Origin of the sequence: Massilia sp. MS-15 (assembly GCF_020176695.1) — a bacterium.
In the GTDB taxonomy this organism is placed as follows: Bacteria; Pseudomonadota; Gammaproteobacteria; order Burkholderiales; family Burkholderiaceae_D; genus Telluria; species Telluria hydrophila.
This window is the reverse complement of sequence record NZ_JAIWIA010000040.1, coordinates 1-17,663: the sequence shown is the minus strand read 5'-3', so window position 1 is coordinate 17,663 and position 17,663 is coordinate 1. Positions and strand designations below refer to the sequence as shown.

At 66.4% G+C, this 17,663-nt stretch carries 15 protein-coding genes and 2 pseudogenes; 4 read left to right on the top strand and 13 right to left on the bottom strand.

The annotated features are described in order from the left end of the window. Positions 1-16: 16 nt before the first annotated feature. Positions 17-1,504: an aldehyde dehydrogenase gene (locus tag LCI23_RS16035; protein WP_224947451.1), complete on the top strand. Its 1,488-nt coding sequence runs from the start codon at positions 17-19 to the stop codon at positions 1,502-1,504. Here LCI23_RS16035 and LCI23_RS16030 read toward each other — a convergent pair. The 4 genes from LCI23_RS16030 to LCI23_RS16015 form a co-directional block, all read right to left on the bottom strand. Continuing rightward, complete coding sequence (locus LCI23_RS16030) at positions 1,501-2,304, bottom strand: CPBP family intramembrane glutamic endopeptidase (protein WP_224947450.1); 804 nt, start codon at positions 2,302-2,304, stop codon at positions 1,501-1,503. The two genes, LCI23_RS16035 and LCI23_RS16030, sit on opposite strands and share 4 nt — an antisense overlap. Positions 2,305-2,330: 26 nt before the next feature. Further along, a complete protein-coding gene (locus LCI23_RS16025) occupies positions 2,331-3,080 on the bottom strand; it encodes a LytTR family DNA-binding domain-containing protein (RefSeq protein ID WP_224947449.1) in 750 nt (249 codons plus the stop codon). A gap of 7 nt (positions 3,081-3,087) precedes the next feature. After that, complete coding sequence (locus LCI23_RS16020) at positions 3,088-4,167, bottom strand: sensor histidine kinase (protein WP_224947448.1); 1,080 nt, start codon at positions 4,165-4,167, stop codon at positions 3,088-3,090. A gap of 94 nt (positions 4,168-4,261) precedes the next feature. Further along, positions 4,262-5,830 (bottom strand): response regulator, encoded by a 1,569-nt coding sequence (locus tag LCI23_RS16015; RefSeq protein ID WP_224947447.1) that lies wholly within the window; start codon positions 5,828-5,830, stop codon positions 4,262-4,264. Between the two features lie 164 nt (positions 5,831-5,994). Here LCI23_RS16015 and LCI23_RS16010 point away from each other — a divergent pair, with 164 nt between their 5' ends. Further along, positions 5,995-6,387, top strand: a complete 393-nt coding sequence (locus tag LCI23_RS16010) for a VOC family protein (protein WP_224947446.1) — start codon at positions 5,995-5,997, stop codon at positions 6,385-6,387. A gap of 61 nt (positions 6,388-6,448) precedes the next feature. On the opposite strand, the gene LCI23_RS16005 is transcribed toward LCI23_RS16010, so the two are convergent. The 9 genes and pseudogenes from LCI23_RS16005 to LCI23_RS15965 all read right to left on the bottom strand — a co-directional run bounded on the left by LCI23_RS16005 (position 6,449) and on the right by LCI23_RS15965 (position 15,535). After that, positions 6,449-9,175 (bottom strand): DUF4214 domain-containing protein, encoded by a 2,727-nt coding sequence (locus LCI23_RS16005; protein WP_224947445.1) that lies wholly within the window; start codon positions 9,173-9,175, stop codon positions 6,449-6,451. 236 nt (positions 9,176-9,411) lie between these two features. Then, positions 9,412-9,921 carry an RNA 2',3'-cyclic phosphodiesterase gene (gene thpR / locus LCI23_RS16000; protein ID WP_224947444.1) on the bottom strand — a complete coding sequence of 170 codons (510 nt, stop codon included), beginning with the start codon at positions 9,919-9,921 and terminating at the stop codon, positions 9,412-9,414. A gap of 7 nt (positions 9,922-9,928) precedes the next feature. Then, positions 9,929-10,777 (bottom strand): 3-methyl-2-oxobutanoate hydroxymethyltransferase, encoded by an 849-nt coding sequence (gene panB / locus LCI23_RS15995; protein ID WP_224947443.1) that lies wholly within the window; start codon positions 10,775-10,777, stop codon positions 9,929-9,931. Between the two features lie 65 nt (positions 10,778-10,842). Next, positions 10,843-11,204: pseudogene (locus LCI23_RS15990) on the bottom strand (DMT family protein). A 3-nt stretch (positions 11,205-11,207) separates the two neighbouring features. After that, positions 11,208-11,681 (bottom strand): 2-amino-4-hydroxy-6-hydroxymethyldihydropteridine diphosphokinase, encoded by a 474-nt coding sequence (gene folK / locus LCI23_RS15985; protein WP_224947442.1) that lies wholly within the window; start codon positions 11,679-11,681, stop codon positions 11,208-11,210. Next, complete coding sequence (pcnB, locus tag LCI23_RS15980) at positions 11,678-13,072, bottom strand: polynucleotide adenylyltransferase PcnB (RefSeq protein WP_224947441.1); 1,395 nt, start codon at positions 13,070-13,072, stop codon at positions 11,678-11,680. The genes folK and pcnB overlap by 4 nt, the downstream gene beginning before the upstream one ends. After that, positions 13,065-13,739 (bottom strand): HAD family phosphatase, encoded by a 675-nt coding sequence (locus tag LCI23_RS15975; protein WP_224947440.1) that lies wholly within the window; start codon positions 13,737-13,739, stop codon positions 13,065-13,067. Before LCI23_RS15975 ends, pcnB begins: the two co-directional genes overlap by 8 nt. Further along, on the bottom strand, positions 13,736-14,419 hold the full coding sequence (gene hda, locus LCI23_RS15970) for a DnaA regulatory inactivator Hda (RefSeq protein WP_224947439.1): 684 nt from the start codon (positions 14,417-14,419) through the stop codon (positions 13,736-13,738). The genes LCI23_RS15975 and hda overlap by 4 nt, the downstream gene beginning before the upstream one ends. Before the next feature lie 33 nt (positions 14,420-14,452). Continuing rightward, positions 14,453-15,535: an AI-2E family transporter gene (locus LCI23_RS15965; protein ID WP_224947438.1), complete on the bottom strand. Its 1,083-nt coding sequence runs from the start codon at positions 15,533-15,535 to the stop codon at positions 14,453-14,455. Between the two features lie 126 nt (positions 15,536-15,661). Between LCI23_RS15965 and purM the strand changes: the two genes are divergently transcribed. Both purM and LCI23_RS15955 read left to right on the top strand, forming a co-directional pair. Continuing rightward, positions 15,662-16,705, top strand: a complete 1,044-nt coding sequence (gene purM, locus LCI23_RS15960; RefSeq protein ID WP_224947437.1) for a phosphoribosylformylglycinamidine cyclo-ligase — start codon at positions 15,662-15,664, stop codon at positions 16,703-16,705. A gap of 520 nt (positions 16,706-17,225) precedes the next feature. After that, positions 17,226-17,663: pseudogene (locus LCI23_RS15955) on the top strand (transposase); the annotation flags it as partial.

Below are 17,663 nucleotides of genomic sequence, written 5' to 3'. Positions count from 1 at the left end.
AGGGAAGGAAACCGGTATGTCGACTCCATCATGGCACGAACGGGCCGCAAAACTGGCCATCGACGGCCGGGCGTTCATCGACGGATTCCGGGTCGATGCGCGTTCCGGCGCCCGTTTCGATTGTCTTTCTCCCATCGATGGCCGCCGGCTGGCCGAGGTCGCGCGCGGCGACGGCCAGGATGCCGACGCCGCCGTGGCAAGCGCCCGCAGGGCTTTCGAGGACGGCCGCTGGTCCGGCATGGCGCCAGGCGCGCGCAAGCGGGTGCTGGTCCGCTTCGCCGACCTGATGCTGGCGCACCGCGACGAGCTGGCCCTGCTGGAAACCCTCGACATGGGCAAGCCCATCCGCTACAGCCTGAGCGTGGACGTGCAGCTGGCCCAGAACTGCATCCGCTGGTATGGCGAGGCGATCGACAAGATCTACGACCAGGTGGCCCCCACCGGCGCGGATAGCCTGGCCCTGGTCACGCGCGAACCGGTCGGCGTGGTGGCGGCGGTCATCCCCTGGAACTACCCGATGCTGATGGCGGCCTGGAAGATCGGCCCGGCATTAGCCGCCGGCAACAGCCTGGTCCTGAAGCCGTCCGAGAAGGCGCCCCTGAGCTGCCTGCGCCTGGCCGAGCTGGCGCTGGAGGCGGGCGTGCCGCCGGGTGTGTTCAACGTCCTGCCCGGGTATGGCAACGAGGCTGACAGCGCGCTCGGCCTGCACCTGGACGTCGACTGCATCGCCTTCACCGGCTCGACCCGGGTCGGCAAGCAGATCATGCAGATGGCGGGGCAGTCGAACCTGAAACGCGCATGGACCGAGCTGGGTGGCAAATCCGCCAACATCGTCTGCGCCGATTGTCCTGACCTGGACGCGGCGGTGGAAAGCGCGATCGGGTCCATCTACTTCAACCAGGGCGAAAGCTGCAATGCGCCTTCGCGCCTGTTCGTCGAAGCGTCGATCAAGGATGCGTTCCTGGAAAAGGCGCTGGCGCTGGTCCCGCGCTACGCGCCGGGCGATCCGCTGGACGAAGAAACCGTCATGGGCGCCATCGTCGACCCTGTGCAGATGAAGACGGTGCTCGGCTATATCGAGGACGGCAAGGCGGCCGGTGCGCGCCTGCGCGCGGGCGGCCGCGCGGCCAGGCAGGACAGCGGCGGCCTGTACATCGAGCCGACCCTGTTCGACGGCGTCGAGCCCGCCATGCGCATCGCGCGCGAGGAAATCTTCGGGCCGGTGCTGTCGGTACTGTCGTTCACCGACATCGAGGAAGCGGTGCGCCAGGCGAATGCCACGCCCTATGGCCTGGCGGCAGCGGTGTGGACGGCGGACATGAGCAAGGCGATCCGCAGCGCGCGCGCCCTGCGCGCCGGCACCGTGCACGTCAACCAGTACGACAATGACGACATCACCGTGCCCTTCGGGGGCTACAAGCAGTCGGGCAACGGGCGCGACAAGTCACTGCACGCTTTCGACAAGTACACCGAGCTGAAGACCACCTGGATCCAGGTCGGCTAATTGCTCGGACGGTGGGGTGCCTGTACCGGCCCGTCATACTCGACGACGTTTTCCGCCGGGCGCCACGGCCGGCTCCGGTGACGCCATGCCGATTTCAGCCACAGCAAGACCACTGCGATGATGACAAAGCGGAAGGCGATACCGACCAGGCCGGCCTCCGGCCCGTAAGCGCCACCGCTAAGCCAGGCCGGACCAAGGTCATGGATCCGTAGCAAGCCGCCCGCGTCAATGCCGCTTACGGGAAAGCCCAGTAAGGGGCCCTGCACGAAATTCCAGGCGAAGTGGAGGGCGATCGGCAACCACAGGCTACCGGCGTAGAGGAAAGCCACGCCATACACCACGCCGCCGAGCGTATTGCCGAGTACCGACAGCGGGTTTGCGCCCGGATTGCTCAGGTGGATGCAGCCGAAAGCGAGGGCCGAGAGCAGGATGGCCAGCCAGCGCCGCCCACGCAGCGCCAGCACCAGGCCCGACAGGAGCAGGCCACGCATGATGATTTCTTCCTTAACGCTGGCGGCGGCCTTGCCGAGCAACCAGCTGCCGAGTTCTCCCAGGGATTGCTGCCGGAGTCCCGACGCCGTGGTCGCCCCCAGGGCGGCTTCGACCGCAAAAATCCCCAGCATCGCCAGGGTGGCGATGGCGATACCCGCCATGAGGTCGCGCCCAGCCTGGCGGTTCCAGGCCAGCCCGAGGCCGCGCAAGACCGGCGTTCCCTGCGCACGCCAATGGCGTATCGCAAGCGCGCCGAATCCGAGTGCGGCGATCAACATCATCACTTCGACCATCATGCCCAGCGTCATTGTTCGTCCTTCAGAGTAAAAATCACCTAAATCGCCATGTCCCGCAGGATCTTTGACGCATCCCGGTTCGCCCCCAGCACCGTCCCGTCGCGCATGTGGATCTGCAGCTGCGACTGCTCGTCGGCCCGCATCGAGTCCACGAAATCGAGGTTGATCAGGGCCGAGCGGTGGATGCGCACGAAGCGCGCCGGGTCGAGCTGGACTTCGAGTTCGGAGATGCCGATGCGCACCAGGAAGGTCTGGCCGCGCGCCGCGATCACCGTGTACTTGGAATCGGCCTTCATGTATTCGATCTCGCCGGCCGCGAGCGGGAAGATGCGGCCGCGGTCGCGCACCAGGATGCGTTCCAGCCGGGCCGGCGCCCCGTTCCTGCCGGCCGCCTGCGCCAGCGCGCTGTCGAGGGTGTCGCGGGCATGGACCGGGCCGTCGAGCAGGCGCGCCACCGCCGCCGCGAAGCGCGCCTGGGTGAAGGGTTTGAGCAGGTAGTCCACCGCATGCAGTTCGAAAGCCTTCACCGCGTATTGGTCGTAGGCGGTGGTAAACACGATTTGCGGCAGGTAGTCGAGGCGGCGCAGCACTTCCAGCCCGCTCATCTCGGGCATCTGGATGTCCATGAACACCACCTCGGGCCGCAGGCGCGTGATCCGCTCCAGCGCTTCGGCGCCGTTGGCCGCTTCGCCCACCAGGCGCAGTCCGGGATTGGCGTAGATGGCGTCACGCAGCAGGTCGCGCGCCAGCGGTTCGTCTTCGGCAAAGAAAGCGGTTTTCAGGCTCATGTTCATGTTATGCGTAGCTCTCTTCGCGGACCGCGGGAATGGTGACCGACACGCTGAAGCCGGCGCCGGGCGCGCTGTTGACCCGCAGCGCGGCGCGGCTGCCATAGTCCAGCCGCAGGCGCCGCTCGATGGTGCGCAGGCCGAGTCCGGAGGAAGCGGCGATCGCGGCCGGATCGGCGCCGGGGCCGGTATCGCGCACCGTCATGGTCAGCGCGCCGTTTGCCGGGTCGCGCCATGTGCGGATCCGCAGGATGCCCGGACGGCTGTGCGGGTTGAAGGCGTGCTTGATGCTGTTCTCGACCAGCGGCTGCAGCGACAGGGCCGGTAGCGGATGGTCGCCGGCGTCCTGGTCGAGATCCCAGTCCACGTGCAGGCGCTCGCCCAGGCGCAGCTGCTCCAGTTCCAGGTAGTCGCGCACGAAATCCAGTTCCGCATCGAGGGTCACGCGGTCGCTGCCGCTGCGCTCGGTGTCGAGCACGTAGCGCAGCATGTCGGAAAACTGGAACAGCGCGGTTTCGGCGGCGGCCGGATTGCGCTGCGTCAGCGCGATGATCGAGTGCAGGGTGTTGAACAGGAAGTGCGGATTGAGCTTGTTGCGCAGCGCGCTCAGTTCCGAGCTGACCAGGAGGTTCTGCGCCTCCTTCATCGCCAGCGCCTGGCGGTGCGCCCGTTCGCTGGCGCGGATCAGGTGGAAGATGCCGGCGCCGAGCAGGTAGGTCATCACGTGGTACAGCAGCGGCCAGACGTACCAGCTCATCGGCTTGCTGTTGTGGAAGCTCATCCAGAAGGGCGTCTGCGACAGCACCGAGAACGCAAAGGCGGTCGGGATGTGGATGCCGATGATGGTCGCGACGCGGTAACCGCGGCGCTCGAAGAAGCCGGTCAGGGGCCAGGCCAGGGCCAGCAGGATGGCGGAGGGCAGCAGGCTGAGGATGGTCAGCAGCCAGCGCCGGCCGTCGAAGCGGCCGGCCGCAAGCAGGTCGACCTGGTCGGCAAAGGAAATGAAGACCCCGTACACCAGCCAGCCCGCCATGTAGCAGAGCCACATGCTGCGGGGGCGGATCAGCCTGGAAGAGAATGTGTGCATGTGCCGAGTATCGCCGCCGGCGGCGCGCGGCGCCCCGGTCATGTCGCGAATTGCGGGATTCATGCGCCGAAATGCGGGAATGGGGCCTGGTGGCTCACGGGCAGGGCAGGGTGACGGTGAGGCGCGTGCGTCCGTGACCGGTCTCCATGTTCACGCTGCCGCCCTGCACCTCGGCCATCAGGCGGATCGAATAGGTGCCCAGGCCGTTGCCGCCGACCTTGCTCGATGCCGCGTATTTCTCGAAGAAGCGCTCGCGTGCCGCCTGCGGCACTTCGCCGGCATTGTCGACCGTGACGTGCAGTTCGCCATAGCCGGGCGCGATGCACACGCTCACCTTGCCGTCCTCGGGCGAGGCTTCGATCGCGTTCTTCAGCACATTGCTGAACAGCGAATAGCACAGCAGCGGCTCGCCCAGGCACATCAGGTCTTCCGGCTGGTCGAAGGCCACCGTGACGTCGCCGCCGTCGACGCTGTGGCGGGCCTGGCGGCAGACCTTGCCCAGCAGGTCGCCCAGGTCGAACACCTGCAGCGTGGGCTGGTAGCTGCCCTGTTCCATGCGGTAGACATCGAGGCTGCGGTTGACCATCTCGAGCGCATTCTCGGCGGCCGTCTCGATCATGCCGGCCTGCTCGCGCTGGGACGGGGTGAGCTGGCTGGCGAGCAGCGCCTGGCTGCCGTGCAGCGCGACCGCGATCGGACTTTTCAGGTCGTGGCGCGTGATGCGCTCGACGTCTTCGCGCAGGCGCGCGTTCTCGATCAGGAGTTCGTTCTGGCGCTTGATGTCCTGCATGGCGGTGGCCAGCAGCAGGTGCGCCGACAGGCGCGCCTTCAGGATGGTCGGGTCGGCGGGCTTGGACACGTAGTCCACTGCGCCCAGGCGCAGGCCCGCCACCACGTCCTCGCTGCCGTCGCGCGCCGACAGGAAGATGATCGGGATGTGCGCCGTCTTCGGGTTGGCCTTGAGCAGGCGGCAGGTCTCGAAGCCGTCCATCACCGGCATCATGATGTCGAGCAGGATCAGGTCGAGGTGGAAGGCGTCCGCGATTTCCAGCGCCTTCCTGCCGCTGGTCGCCACCTTGATCGCATACTCGTCCTTCAGCACCCCGGCCAGCACCTCGATGTTGGTCGGGATGTCGTCCACGATCAGCACCGTGGATTTTTTCACCCGCTCGCCGATCGGCGCATCCAGGCCGATCACGTTCGATTCCGGCAGCACGGCGGGCGCCGCCGGCACCGAAGGCGCAGGCGCACCGTCGCGCGCGGACGGCGCCGGGGCGGCATCCGCCGGCGCCCCCAGCATGCCCATGAACTTGCAGGCGAAGCTGTGCACCGTGAAGGGCTTGATCATGTAGGCGTTCACGCCGGCCTGCAGCGCGGTGCGCACCGACTGCGGGTTCGCTTCCGCGGTCAGCATCATGAAGGGCGTGTTCGCGTAGCGGTGGTCGGTCCGCATCCACTTGAGCAGGTCGATCCCGCTCATCACAGGCATGCCCCAGTCGCCGATCACGATGTCGATCTGCTGCTTGCGCATGAGTTCCTGCGCGGCCTTGCCGTTATCGGCCTGGTACACGTTCAGGAAACCGAGATCGGCCAGTACCTGGCGCACATGGGTGCGGATCAGGAGGTAGTCGTCGACGACGAGGATGGAGGCGGACTTGTCCATGGTAGTCTCTTGCTTTGGTTGTGCAAGTGTAGCAACTTCCGGTGAGTCCGCCTATGCTGGCGATGCCGCGCTTGTTGTATTCATGACGACGCGCGGGCTGTGTCATCTGCGCCGGCCGGCGGCACGCCATGCAGGATCTATCCACCATGAATAAGGAGCCAGGGATGTTCAGTCACGTGATGGTTGGTTCGAACGACATCGCACGGTCGAAAGCCTTTTATGACGCGGTGCTGGGAACGCTGGGCGTGGGCGCGCCCTTCGAAAACACGGCGCCGACCGGGCAGGCGCGCCTGTTCTACCGCCACGAAGGCGGCAATTTCTGCGTCTCCGAACCGATCGACGGCGCCGCGGCCAGCTGCGCCAACGGCGGCACCATCGGCTTCAGGTGCAGCTCGCCGGAACAGGTGCACCAGTTCCACGACGCCGCCATCGCCCACGGCGGCAGCAGCTGCGAGGACCCGCCCGGCCTGCGCGAAGGCAGCCTGGGCAAGCTGTACCTGGCCTATGTGCGCGACCCGGACGGCAACAAGCTGTGCGCCATGCACCGACCGAAATAAGCGCTGGCGGGCAGGAACACGGCCCCTCCAGCCGGTGGAGGGGCCGCCAGGGAAAGCCCGGTCAGAAGATGAAGTCGCTCATCACCGGGATGCTGGTGTTGCCGTACATGCTGAAGATCATGTCGACGTCGCTCGTGTAGTCGCCGTCGCCGTTCACGTCGACCAGCATCCAGCCATCGTCCACGCCGTACATCGCGAAGGCGATCGAGCGCATGGTGCCGTTGTCGTTGAACACGCCGACGCCATCCTTCAGCGTCGATTGCAGGATGTGGTCGGTGTTCGACACCAGCTTGATGGTGGCGAAGCCGTCCAGGTTGGCGCCGCGCGCCAGGTGCAGGGCCGACAGGTCGATCTTGTCCACGCCGGTCTGGAAGTCATAGATCGTGTCGTAGGCATTGACCTGCTTGTTGTTCCCGTTGGCCCAGATCAGCTGCGAGTCGCTGGCCTTGTTGAACTTGATGACATCCTTGACCTGCTCGTAGCGGTACAGCAGCGCCGTGTCCTTGCCATCGTTCCCCTGGAAGACCACGCCGCCCTTGGTGGCCGTGTAGTAGTCGGTGCCCTTGCTGCCGAGGTAGTTCAGGGCGGTGTCGGCGACGCCGGCCTTGCGGGTGGCGCCGTTGAAGGCCACGTTGCCGGTCGAGGCCGAGGCGTCGAAGGTGGTCAGGGTGTCCGAGTAGGCCGTCATCAGGCGCAAGCTCGCGTCGCCGGTCACCACGATGGTCTTGCTGCCCTGCGCGTACAGGTAGGAAAAGCCGTTGACGTAGTCGGCCGCGACGCGCGCCTCGTTGGTGCCGGTGGCCGGGTTGTCCGGTTCGAGCTTGTTGGCGGTCGAATGCAGGGTGATGGTCTCGATGCCGCTGGTCTCGATGATGTTGCCCTCCACCAGGCCATTGGTGCGGTTGTCGACCCGTGCGTCGTTGGCGGTCATGCTGATGGTCAGCTTGTCGTTGGCGCCCGACGCATCCTTCATCGTGAACTTCACGGTCTGGCCGATGACGTGCTGCTCGGCGACGTTGCCGTACAGGTCGAGATTGGTATCGCGGCTGACGAACTCGATGCGCGAATCGGCGCGGCCGTTGATGAACTCGACGGTTTCGCGCAGGCGCGCACTGCTGTGCAGGGTAGTGACGCTGCCGACGCGGTCGAGGTCGTACACCCCCTTGCCGTTGCTGAAGTCGAGTACCTCGAAGTTGTTGTACACCAGGTTGCTGGTCGGCGCGAGCAGGGCGGCGTCGTTGATCACGATGGTATCGATGCCGGCGCCGCCGTCCACCTTCGACCCGCTCAGCGCGGCGCGCGAGAATTCGTAGCGGTCGTTGCCGGCGCCCAGGTCCACCACGGCGCTGCCGGCCAGGTTGCCGCTCATGGTGAGCAGGTCCGTGCCCGAGCCGCCCTTGACCAGCAGGTTGGCGGTGCTGGCCACGCTCAGGGTGTTGGTGCCGCTCGACTGCGAACCGTCGAAGGTCTTGAGCGAGGCGATGCCGGAGAGGTCGGCGCCGAAGCTGCCCGCGCCCTTCAGGGTCATGGTGGCCAGCTTGTCGTCCGTCGCCAGCGTGCTGGTGTCCAGCTGGAACCTGGCCATGTTCTCGATGTTCAGGTTGGTGGCGCGGGCGGCCGCCAGGTTGATGTGCGAGCCGCTGCCGTTCTGCGCCGCCAGTACCTGCAGGTTGATGGTCCTGGCGTTGGCGTCCGTGACGGTGGCGCCGTTGCCCACTTCGAGCAGGCGCAGGGCCAGGTCGTGGTCCACCGTGCCATTGACGATGTTGGCGGCCTGGCTGGTATTGGCCAGGCTGACCGAGGCCAGCGCATTGCCGCTCAGGTTGGCCGCGCCGGTATTGCCCGACACCGCAACCGAACGGCCGCCGCTGGTGGTGACGGCGCCGGCGCCCGTGCGGATGTTCAAGTCCACCGTGTCGGCCACCTTCGCGTTCACGGCGCCGCCGGCGAGGATGTCGACCCGCTCCAGGCCCGCGAAGCCCGACATGTCGTAGGCGGCGGCATTGCCCACGCCGCCCTTGGTGCTGAGGGTGAGGTGCTGGATATTGGTCAGCGTGGCCTGGGCCGGCGCGCCGGTGGCCAGCGCGCTGCCGTCGTCGATCACGAACATGGTGTTGACGCCGCCGCCGCCGTGGATCTTGTCGCCGGCCGAGAAGGTGGCGGCGGTCGCGTTGTAGATGTCGTTGCCGCCGCCGCCCTGGAACGCGGCGCCGGTGTCGGCGCCCGCGCTCAGGGTGAAGGTGATCGGCGCCTTGCTGGCGGCGACGAAGGCGACGGTGGAAGCCGGGATGTTGGCGGTGGCGGTGGCCAGCGAGGCGTCGGTGGTGACGGCGGAAGTCAGCCCCTTGGCGAAGGCCAGCGCCTCGTTGCCGTTGTAGGCGGCCTGCTCGGGATGCAGGTCGAGCGCGCCGGTGAAGCTGATCGCGAACTTGACCTTGTTGTTGAAGGCGACCAGGTCGTTGTTCTGGGCGCCGCTGGCGATCGCGGTGACGACGCCGTCGACCGTGATCAGCCCCTTGTCGAGCGCATTCGCCCAGTAATCGAGGCCGGCAGGTTCGCCGTCGCGCCCGAACAGGTTGCGGTACACGGTGTTGACCACGGTGCGGTTGTCCTTGCCGCCGTAGACCGAGACGTATTCGGCCGAGGAGGCGAAGGCGGCGGAGACGGCGGACAGGTCGCCGGCCTGGCCGTCGACGATGCCCTTCCAGAACGCCAGGCCGGCCGGGTCGGCGGGACGGTTGTAGTAGGCGACGTACAGTTGTTGGATCGCGGTTTCGGTATTTGCCATGGTGTGCTCCAGATTCGTTCGATTCATCCAGGAGCGACTGTCTCATGCAGTCGCCCGATGAGAAACATTCTGGCATGGGGGATGGGAGAATACCGCCCCCTCCCGAGGGGGAAAGGAAAGCAGGAACGTATGCACAGCCGGTGCACTGGGGAAGGTGCGTGCCAAGGGGGGAATTTCGTCATGCCGAGATGTAGGGTGGGCGGGTTCCCCGCCCACGCGTTCACATCACGGTCAGCTCAGCCGTAGCGGCGCAGCACGGAATACACCCCATCCTGCGACTCCACCAGCGCGTAGCCGCCCACGTCCCACGCCACCTGCGGATGCTCGGGCGGCGGGATGGCGCCGGTGGCGCGGCGCGCCATCGTCACGTGCGGCCGGTAGTGGCGCGTTTCCGGCTGCAGGCCGAGGGTCGGCAGTGCTTCCGACAGGCGCGCATGCAGGGCGGCCAGTTCGGGCGGCGTGGCCGCCGGTTCGAGCACGGCGATGCCGTTGTGCCAGACGGTGGCGTGTTCCAGTGCCAGGTGGAAGGGCGTGAACGGCACGCCGAAGGCGTCGAGCAGCGCGGGCAGGCGCGCGCGCGGCAGGCTGCCGAGGAAGTGCAGGGTCAGGTGCAGCTTGTCGGCATGCACGGGAGACGCGCCGCGCGGCCAGGTCCAGGCGTCCCGCCACCCGGTGAGCAGGTGGCGCACGGCGGGATCCGGCCACAGGGCCAGGAACAGACGGGCATGCGCGGAAGACCCGTCCATGTCCGTCTCAGAAGCAGTGTTCCGGCGCCGGGAAGCTGCCGTCCTTCACCGCGGCCACGTAGCTTGTCACGGCCGCGTCGATGCTGGTCTGGCCATCCATGAAGTTGCGCACGAAGCGTGCCTTGCGGCCGGGGAAGACGCCCAGCAGGTCGTGCATCACCAGCACCTGGCCCGAGCAGTCGGGGCCGGCGCCGATGCCGATGGTCGGAATCGACAGCAGTTCCGTGACTTCCTTGCCCAGCGCCGCGGGAATCGCTTCCAGCACCACCAGCGAGGCCCCGGCCGCCTGCAGCGCCAGGCCGTCGGCCTTCAGCTGCTCGGCCGCGGCGTCGGTCTTGCCCTGCACCTTGAAGCCGCCGAAGGCATGCACGAACTGCGGGGTCAGGCCGATATGGGCGCACACGGGAATGCCGCGCTCGACCAGGAAGCGCACGGTCTCGGCCAGCCAGGCGCCGCCTTCGATCTTGACCATCTCCGCGCCGGCGCGCATCAGGGTCACGGCATTGTTGTAGGCTTCGACCGGCGTGGTGTAGCTGCCGAAGGGCATGTCGGCCAGCACCAGGGCCAGCCTGGTGCCGCGCGCCACCGACGCCGTGTGGTAGGCCACATCAAGCACCGTCACCGGCAGCGTCGAGTCGTGGCCGGCGCAGACCATGCCCAGCGAATCGCCGATCAGGAGCACGTCCACGCCGCAGCGGTCCATCAGCGAGGCGAAGCTGGCGTCGTAGGCGGTCAGCATGGCGATCTTGTCGCCGGCGGCGCGCATGGCCAGCAGCGAGGGCGCGGTCACGGCCTTGCGGACGGGTTTCGGGGCATCGTTGGCAGCCGGATCCTGGCCCTGCAGGTAAGCGCTCATGGAAATCCTTTAAGACGGTCGTTCGGAAACGCGTAGTGTAATGCGCCGGCAGCAAACCTGCAGGCTCAGGACCGGAAGATGAAGTACACCGCGCCCACCAGGCACAGCGCCGCCCACACGTAGTCGAGCTTGAACGGCTCGTTCATGTAGAGCATGGCGAAGGGTACGAACACGGAGAGGGTGATCGCTTCCTGCATGATCTTCAGCTGCGCCAGGCTGAACTGGGTATGGCCGATGCGGTTCTGCGCCGCGGCATGCCGCGGCCCTGCAACAGGTATTCGAACAGCGCGATGCCCCAGCTGACCAGGGCGGCAACGTACCAGGCGCGGTTGTTCAGGTTCTTCAGGTGGCCGTACCACGCGAAGCTCATGAAGATGTTCGACAGCACCAGCAGGCCGGCGGTCTGGAACCAGACAGGAAGCTGCATGGGCTATCCGATCTTGTCGACCGCCTGGCTGGCCACCAGCGGCAGGTAATCGTGGACCGGGCCGACCCCGGGAATGACGAGATGCGGCGCCAGCTCGGCCAGCGGGGCCAGCACGAAGCCGCGTTCGTGCATGCGCGGATGGGGCACCGTCAGGGTCTCGGTGGCGATCCGCTGGTCGCCGTATAGCAGCAGGTCGAGGTCGAGCGTGCGCGGCGCGTTGCGGTAGGGCCGCTCGCGGCCGTGCGCCGCTTCGATGTCCTGCAGCGCGGCCAGCAGTTCGAAGGGATCGAAGCTGGTGTCGATGCAGGCCACCGCGTTGATGTAGTCGGGGCCACTCGAATCGACCGGCGCGGTGCGGTACAGGCCCGAGGTTTCGATGACCGCCGTCCCGTCCAGCAGGGCCAGGCGGCGCAGCGCATCGAGCACGTTGGCCTGGGCATCGCCCAGGTTGGCGCCGATGCCGACGTAGGCGATCATTCCTCGCCGCCGCCCGCTGCCCGTGGCTGCGCGCCATCGCCGCCGCCACCCGCGTTGCCACGGCGCGGGCCGCGGCGCGGCGGACGCTTGCGCTTCTGGCCAGCTTCACCCCGATCACGCTGGTTCGCCGCCGCCAGCAGCGCTTCGCGCTCGCCGCCTTCGGCGGCGTAGAAGGCGGTCCACCATTCGCCGACCTCGACCGGCAGCTCGCCCGATTCGCAGCGCAGCAGCAGGAAATCGTAGCCGGCGCGGAAGCGCGGGTGCTCGAGCAGCTTGAAGGGGGCCTTGCCGGTGCGGCGCTCGAAGCGCGGCTGCATGGCCCAGATGTCGCGCATGTCGGTGGCGATGCGGCGCTGCAGGGCCAGGTTCTCGGTCTGGGTGTCGAGCACATCGTCGGCCGCCAGATGCAGCGCCGGGATCGGCGCCTCGCCCGCGGCGCGGTAGGCGTTCCACTTCTCCAGCACCTGGTGCCACAGCAGGGACGCGAACAGGAAGCCGGGCGAGACGCCCTTGCCGGCCTTCACGCGGCCATCCGTCGATTCCAGCGCCAGGGTCACGAACTTCATGCCGATCGGCTGTTCGAGCACCACATCCAGCAGCGGCAGCAGGCCGTGGTGCAGGCCGGCCGAACGCAGCTCCTTCAGGCAGGCCAGCGCGTGGCCGGACAGCAGGAGCTTGAGCATCTCGTCGAACACGCGCGCCGCCGGCACGTTGTCGATCAAGGGGGCCATCACGGGGATCGGGGCGCGCGTGGTCGGCTCGATGGTGAAGCCGAGCTTCGCGGCGAAGCGCACCACGCGCAGCATGCGCACCGGGTCTTCGCGGTAGCGCGCTTCCGGCACGCCGATGATGCGCAGCAGCTTGGCGCGGATGTCCTCGATGCCGCCGTGGTAGTCCAGCACGGTCTGGGTGGCCGGATCGTAGTACATGGCGTTGATGGTGAAGTCGCGCCGCGCCGCATCCTCGTGCTGGGGGCCGAAATTGTTGTCGCGCAGGACGCGGCCATGCTCGTCCTTCGGCGCGTTGTCGCTGCCGTTGCCGCGGAAGGTGGTCACTTCCAGCAGGTCCTGGCCGAACATCACGTGCACGATCTGGAAGCGGCGCCCGATGATGAAGGCGCGCCGGAACAGCTTTTTCACCTGTTCGGGCGTGGCGTCGGTGGCGATGTCGAAGTCCTTCGGCTTCACCCCCAGCAGCAGGTCGCGCACGGCGCCGCCGACGACAAAGGCCTTGAAGCCGGCGTCCTGCAGGGTTTGCGTGACCGTGATCGCATTGCGCGACACCAGGCGCGGGTCGATCTTGTGTTCGTCGGGGCCGAGCGTGACGGGTTGGCTCGGGTCGCGGCCGTCGTCTTTCACGCCGAGGATCTTGCGGATGAATTTCTTAATCATTGAAGAGATGGAGTGTTGGCCAACCCTGCGCCTGCGCGTGGGCGGCGAGCTTGGCGCTCGGGTTGGTGGCGACCGGGTGGCTGACGATCGACAGCAGCGGCAGGTCGTTGTGCGAGTCGCTGTAGAAGTGGCAGCGCCCGAAGTCCTCGAAGCGGGTGCCGAGCCGTTCGAGCCAGGCGTGCATGTGGGTGATCTTGCCAGGGCCCGAGGTCGGGGTGCCGACCAGCCTGCCGGTCAGCTTCCCGGCGGCGTCGTATTCCGGCATGGCGCCGATGTGGTGCTCGACGCCGAAGCGCGCCGCGATCGGCGCCGTGATGTAGTGGTTGGTGGCGGTGATGATCGCCACCAGGTCGCCGGCTTCCTGGTGCTCGCGCACCAGCTTCAGGGCCTGCGGCTTGATGACCGGATCGATGACTTCCGCCATGTAGCGCGCGAGCAGGGCGTCCAGCTCGGTGCGCGGGAAACTGGCCAGGGTGCCGAGGGCGAACTCGAGGTATTCGGCCGGGTCGAGGATGCCGGCCTGGTACTGGGCGAAGAATTCGTCGTTGCGGCGGCGGAAGGCGGTTTCGTCCACCGCGCCAATGCGGACCAGGAACTCGCCCCATTCGTAGTCCGAATCGATCGGCAGCAGGGTGTGGTCGAGGTCGAACAGCGCAAGGTTTTTCATTCTTTGGTTTCCGGCTGCTGGTTTTCTTGCAGCAATAAATCACGCAGCAGCGGCAGGGTGACGGGGCGCTGGGTCTCGAGCGAATATTGGTCGAGGGCGTCCAGCATCGTCGCCAGCGATCGCATGTCGCGTTTGAAGTGAGACAACAAATAGGGTAACACGCTGGCCGACAGCGTCAAACCGCGCGCTTCCGCGGCCTGGGTCAGCGCCGCGATCTTCTCGTCGTCCGACAGGCCCTTGATCTGGTAGACCAGGCCCCAGCCCATGCGCGTGCGCAGGTCTTCGCGCAGCCCCAGCACCGCCGGCGGCACCGGGCCGGTGCTGACCATGTAGGCGCCGTGCTCGCGGATCTGGTTGAACAGGGCAAACGCGTCGATCTGGCGCTGGGGCGAGAGGCGGTCGCAGTCGTCCAGCAGATACAGGGTCACGTCCTCGGTGTGCACGAACTGGTCGGCCGGGGCGTCGAAGGGGATGTAGCGCGAGGCCGGGCTGGCCGCCAGCGCCTGCAGCAGGTGGGTCTTGCCGGCGCCGCTGTCGCCCCACAGGTAGGCGAAATGCTCGCGCGAAGCACGCTGCGCGAACTGGTGCATCAGGTGCGCCAGTTCGGCATTCTCGCCCACCTGGAAGGTGTCGAGGCTGTGCGCCGGCTCGGCGCCTAAATCGAGCACCAGCTGTTTCATGGCGTCGGACTCATCATAGTAGGCTCATGTGCGTCAGGCATTATAAAAGCTGCTGCGCAAATAGTGGGCACGCATGTGCCGGAAGCCCACCATCAGTACCGCCGACACGGGCAGGGCCAGCAGCACCCCGGCAAAGCCGAACAGTTCGCCGAAGGCCATCAGGGCGAAGATCACGGCCAGCGGATGCAGGCCGATGCGCTCGCCCACCAGGCGCGGCGTGAGGATGAAGCTTTCGATCAGCTGGCCGGCGGTGTAGATCGCCACCACCCAGGCCAGGCCCACCCAGCCGGGGAACTGCAGCACCGCCGCCACCAGGGCCAGCAGCATGCCGAGGCCGAAGCCGAGGTAGGGCACGAAGCCGAGTATGCCGGTCAGCACGCCGACCGGCAGCGCCACGTCCAGCCCGAGGATGGCCAGCGCCGCCGAATAGTACACGGCCAGCACGATCATCACCAGGAGCTGGCCGCGCAGGTACTGGGCCAGCAGGGCGTCGGCCTCGAGCGCCATGCCGGTTGCCTGCGGCGCCCAGCGGCGCGGGATGGCGCCGCCGATGCGCGCCACCAGCTGGTGCCAGTCGAGCAGCAGGTAGAACAGCACCACCGGCACCAGGGTCAGGGTGGCGATCCAGCCCAGCACCGCGCTGCCGCCCACCCGCACCTTGGCCAGTACCGAGGTCCACAGGTCGTCGCCGCTGGCGGCGACCTGCTGCTGCAGCAGGTCGCGCAGGCCGGCGCTATCGAGCCTGACGTGGATGCCGTGGCCAGCCAGCCAGGGCGCGACATAGCTGTCGAGCCAGGTGAAGAAGGCGGGGATCTTGGCCTGCAGCAGGGGAATCTCGGCGCGCAGCACCGGCACTACGGTCAGGAACAGGGCCACCACGGCGATGCAGAAGGCGAGTAGCACGAGCGAGACGGCCAGCACGCGCGGCAGCCGGCGCCGGCCCAGGCGCGCGCGCGCCAGGCGGTCGACGGCGCCATTGAGCATGTAGGCGAGGATGGCGGCCGCGATGAAGGGCGACAGGATGGGACCGAGGGTATACAGGAGCAGCGCCGCCGCCAGCCAGAGCGCCAACCAGAACGTGGATTGTTTCTGTTCGCGGGTCAGGAAAAAGGGCATGCCGTTATTGTTATTTTAGTAAGCAATGTGGAAACGGGTTTGGACAGGGACGTTTTGCTAAAATAGCGGATTGACCAAGCCTACGGTCTGTCGCCTTCTATTTTACCGCCTTCGCTGCCAAATACCATGAGCCAACCATCTAATGTTTCTCTCTCTTATCGTGACGCCGGTGTCGATATCGACGCGGGCGACGCCCTGGTCGAAGCGATCAAGCCTTTCGCCAAGCGCACCATGCGCGAAGGCGTCCTGGGCGGCATCGGCGGCTTCGGCGGTCTGTTCGAGATCAGCAAGAAGTACAAGGAGCCGGTGCTGGTCTCCGGCACCGACGGCGTCGGCACCAAGCTCAAGCTCGCCTTCGAACTGAATCGCCATGACACCGTCGGCATCGACCTGGTGGCCATGAGCGTGAACGACATCCTGGTGCAGGGCGCCGAGCCGCTGTTCTTCCTCGACTATTTTGCATGCGGCAAGCTGGACGTGCCGACCGCCACCGCCGTGGTCAAGGGCATCGCCCAGGGCTGCGAAGAGTCGGGCTGCGCCCTGCTGGGCGGCGAGACCGCCGAGATGCCGGGCATGTACCCGGACGGCGAATACGACCTGGCCGGCTTCGCCGTCGGCGCGGTGGAAAAATCGCAGATCATCGACGGCAGCAAGATCGTCCCGGGTGACGTGGTGCTGGGCCTGGCCTCGTCGGGCATCCACTCGAACGGCTACTCGCTGGTGCGCAAGATCATCTCGGTGGCCAAGCCGGACCTGGAAGCCGACTTCCACGGCCGCAAGCTGGCCGACGTCCTGATGGCGCCGACCCGCATCTACGTCAAGCCGCTGCTGGCCCTGATGGGGGCGATGGAAGTGAAGGGCATGGTGCACATCACCGGCGGCGGCCTGGTCGAGAACATCCCGCGCGTGCTGGCCGAGAACCTGACCGCCGTGCTGGATGCCAAATCGTGGCAGATGCCGCCGCTGTTCGGGTGGCTGCAGCAGCACGGCGGCGTGGCGGACGCAGAGATGCACCGCGTGTTCAACTGCGGCATCGGCATGACCGTGATCGTGACGAAGGAAAACGCGGATGCCGCCATGGCGCAGCTGCAGGCGGCCGGCGAGACCGTGTACCGCATCGGCGAGATCCGCGCGCGCGAAGAAGGACAGGCGCAGACCGTGGTGCTGTAAGCGGCGCCTGGTACGGATTGAGGACGGGCGCTGCGGCGCCCGTTTGCTTTTGTGCGGCTTGGTACGCTTAGCAAAGCCGCTCGCCCTCTTTGTTCATGACCGGTGCCGCCTCCGGAAACGATCAAGCCTCCCAAAGGTCCGCTCAGCGACCCAACGACATCGGGCACGCTGTTCGCGTGACTCCACGCGATAGCGCGCGATACGTGCCGAGATCCTACGCCGGCTGAGCTGGGATCGATTCTACGAAAGGGATGAGGAGGCGCGAATTAGCGGCCTGCGTCTGAGACGTGGGCTCCTAGCGGCAATCCACATTGATCTACAGATCTTCGGATAGAAGTGCTTTGGCGATGGCATCAATCTGTCTGCGAACACGGCCGCCATATTAGCCCCGGAATCTGAACGTGTAGGTCCGCTTTCAATGGGATAGACGCCCCCACCTGTAACGGCATCAGTTGTGCCAAAGTGGGAGTGTCAACAAACCACTTGAAGCGAGGGAGGCGTCCACCATGAAAATTACGGCATCGATCTAGCCAAAAATGTGTTTCAGGTTCACGGGGTTGATGCGCATGGTAAAGCTGCGCTCAAGAACAGGTCAAGCGCATCGAGATAACGGCTTTCTTCACCAATTTGGCGCCATGCCTCATGGGCATGAAAGCATGAGGCAGCGCCCATTATTGGGCACGCAAGCTGCAGAGCCAAGGCCAGACGGTAAAGCTCATTGCACCGTAGTTCGTCAAACCGTACGTCAAGACCAACAAGCATGATGCAGCCGACGCCGAAGCGACTTGCGAAGCGGTAACCCGTCCGACAATGCGTTTCGTACTGATCAAACATGTAGAGCAGCAGGCAGTACTGCCATTACACAGAGCTCGACAGGGTATGGTCAGGGCATGCACAGCACAGGCGAATCAGATCCGCGGCCTAATTGCAGAATTCGGACTAATCGTCCTGCAAGGCA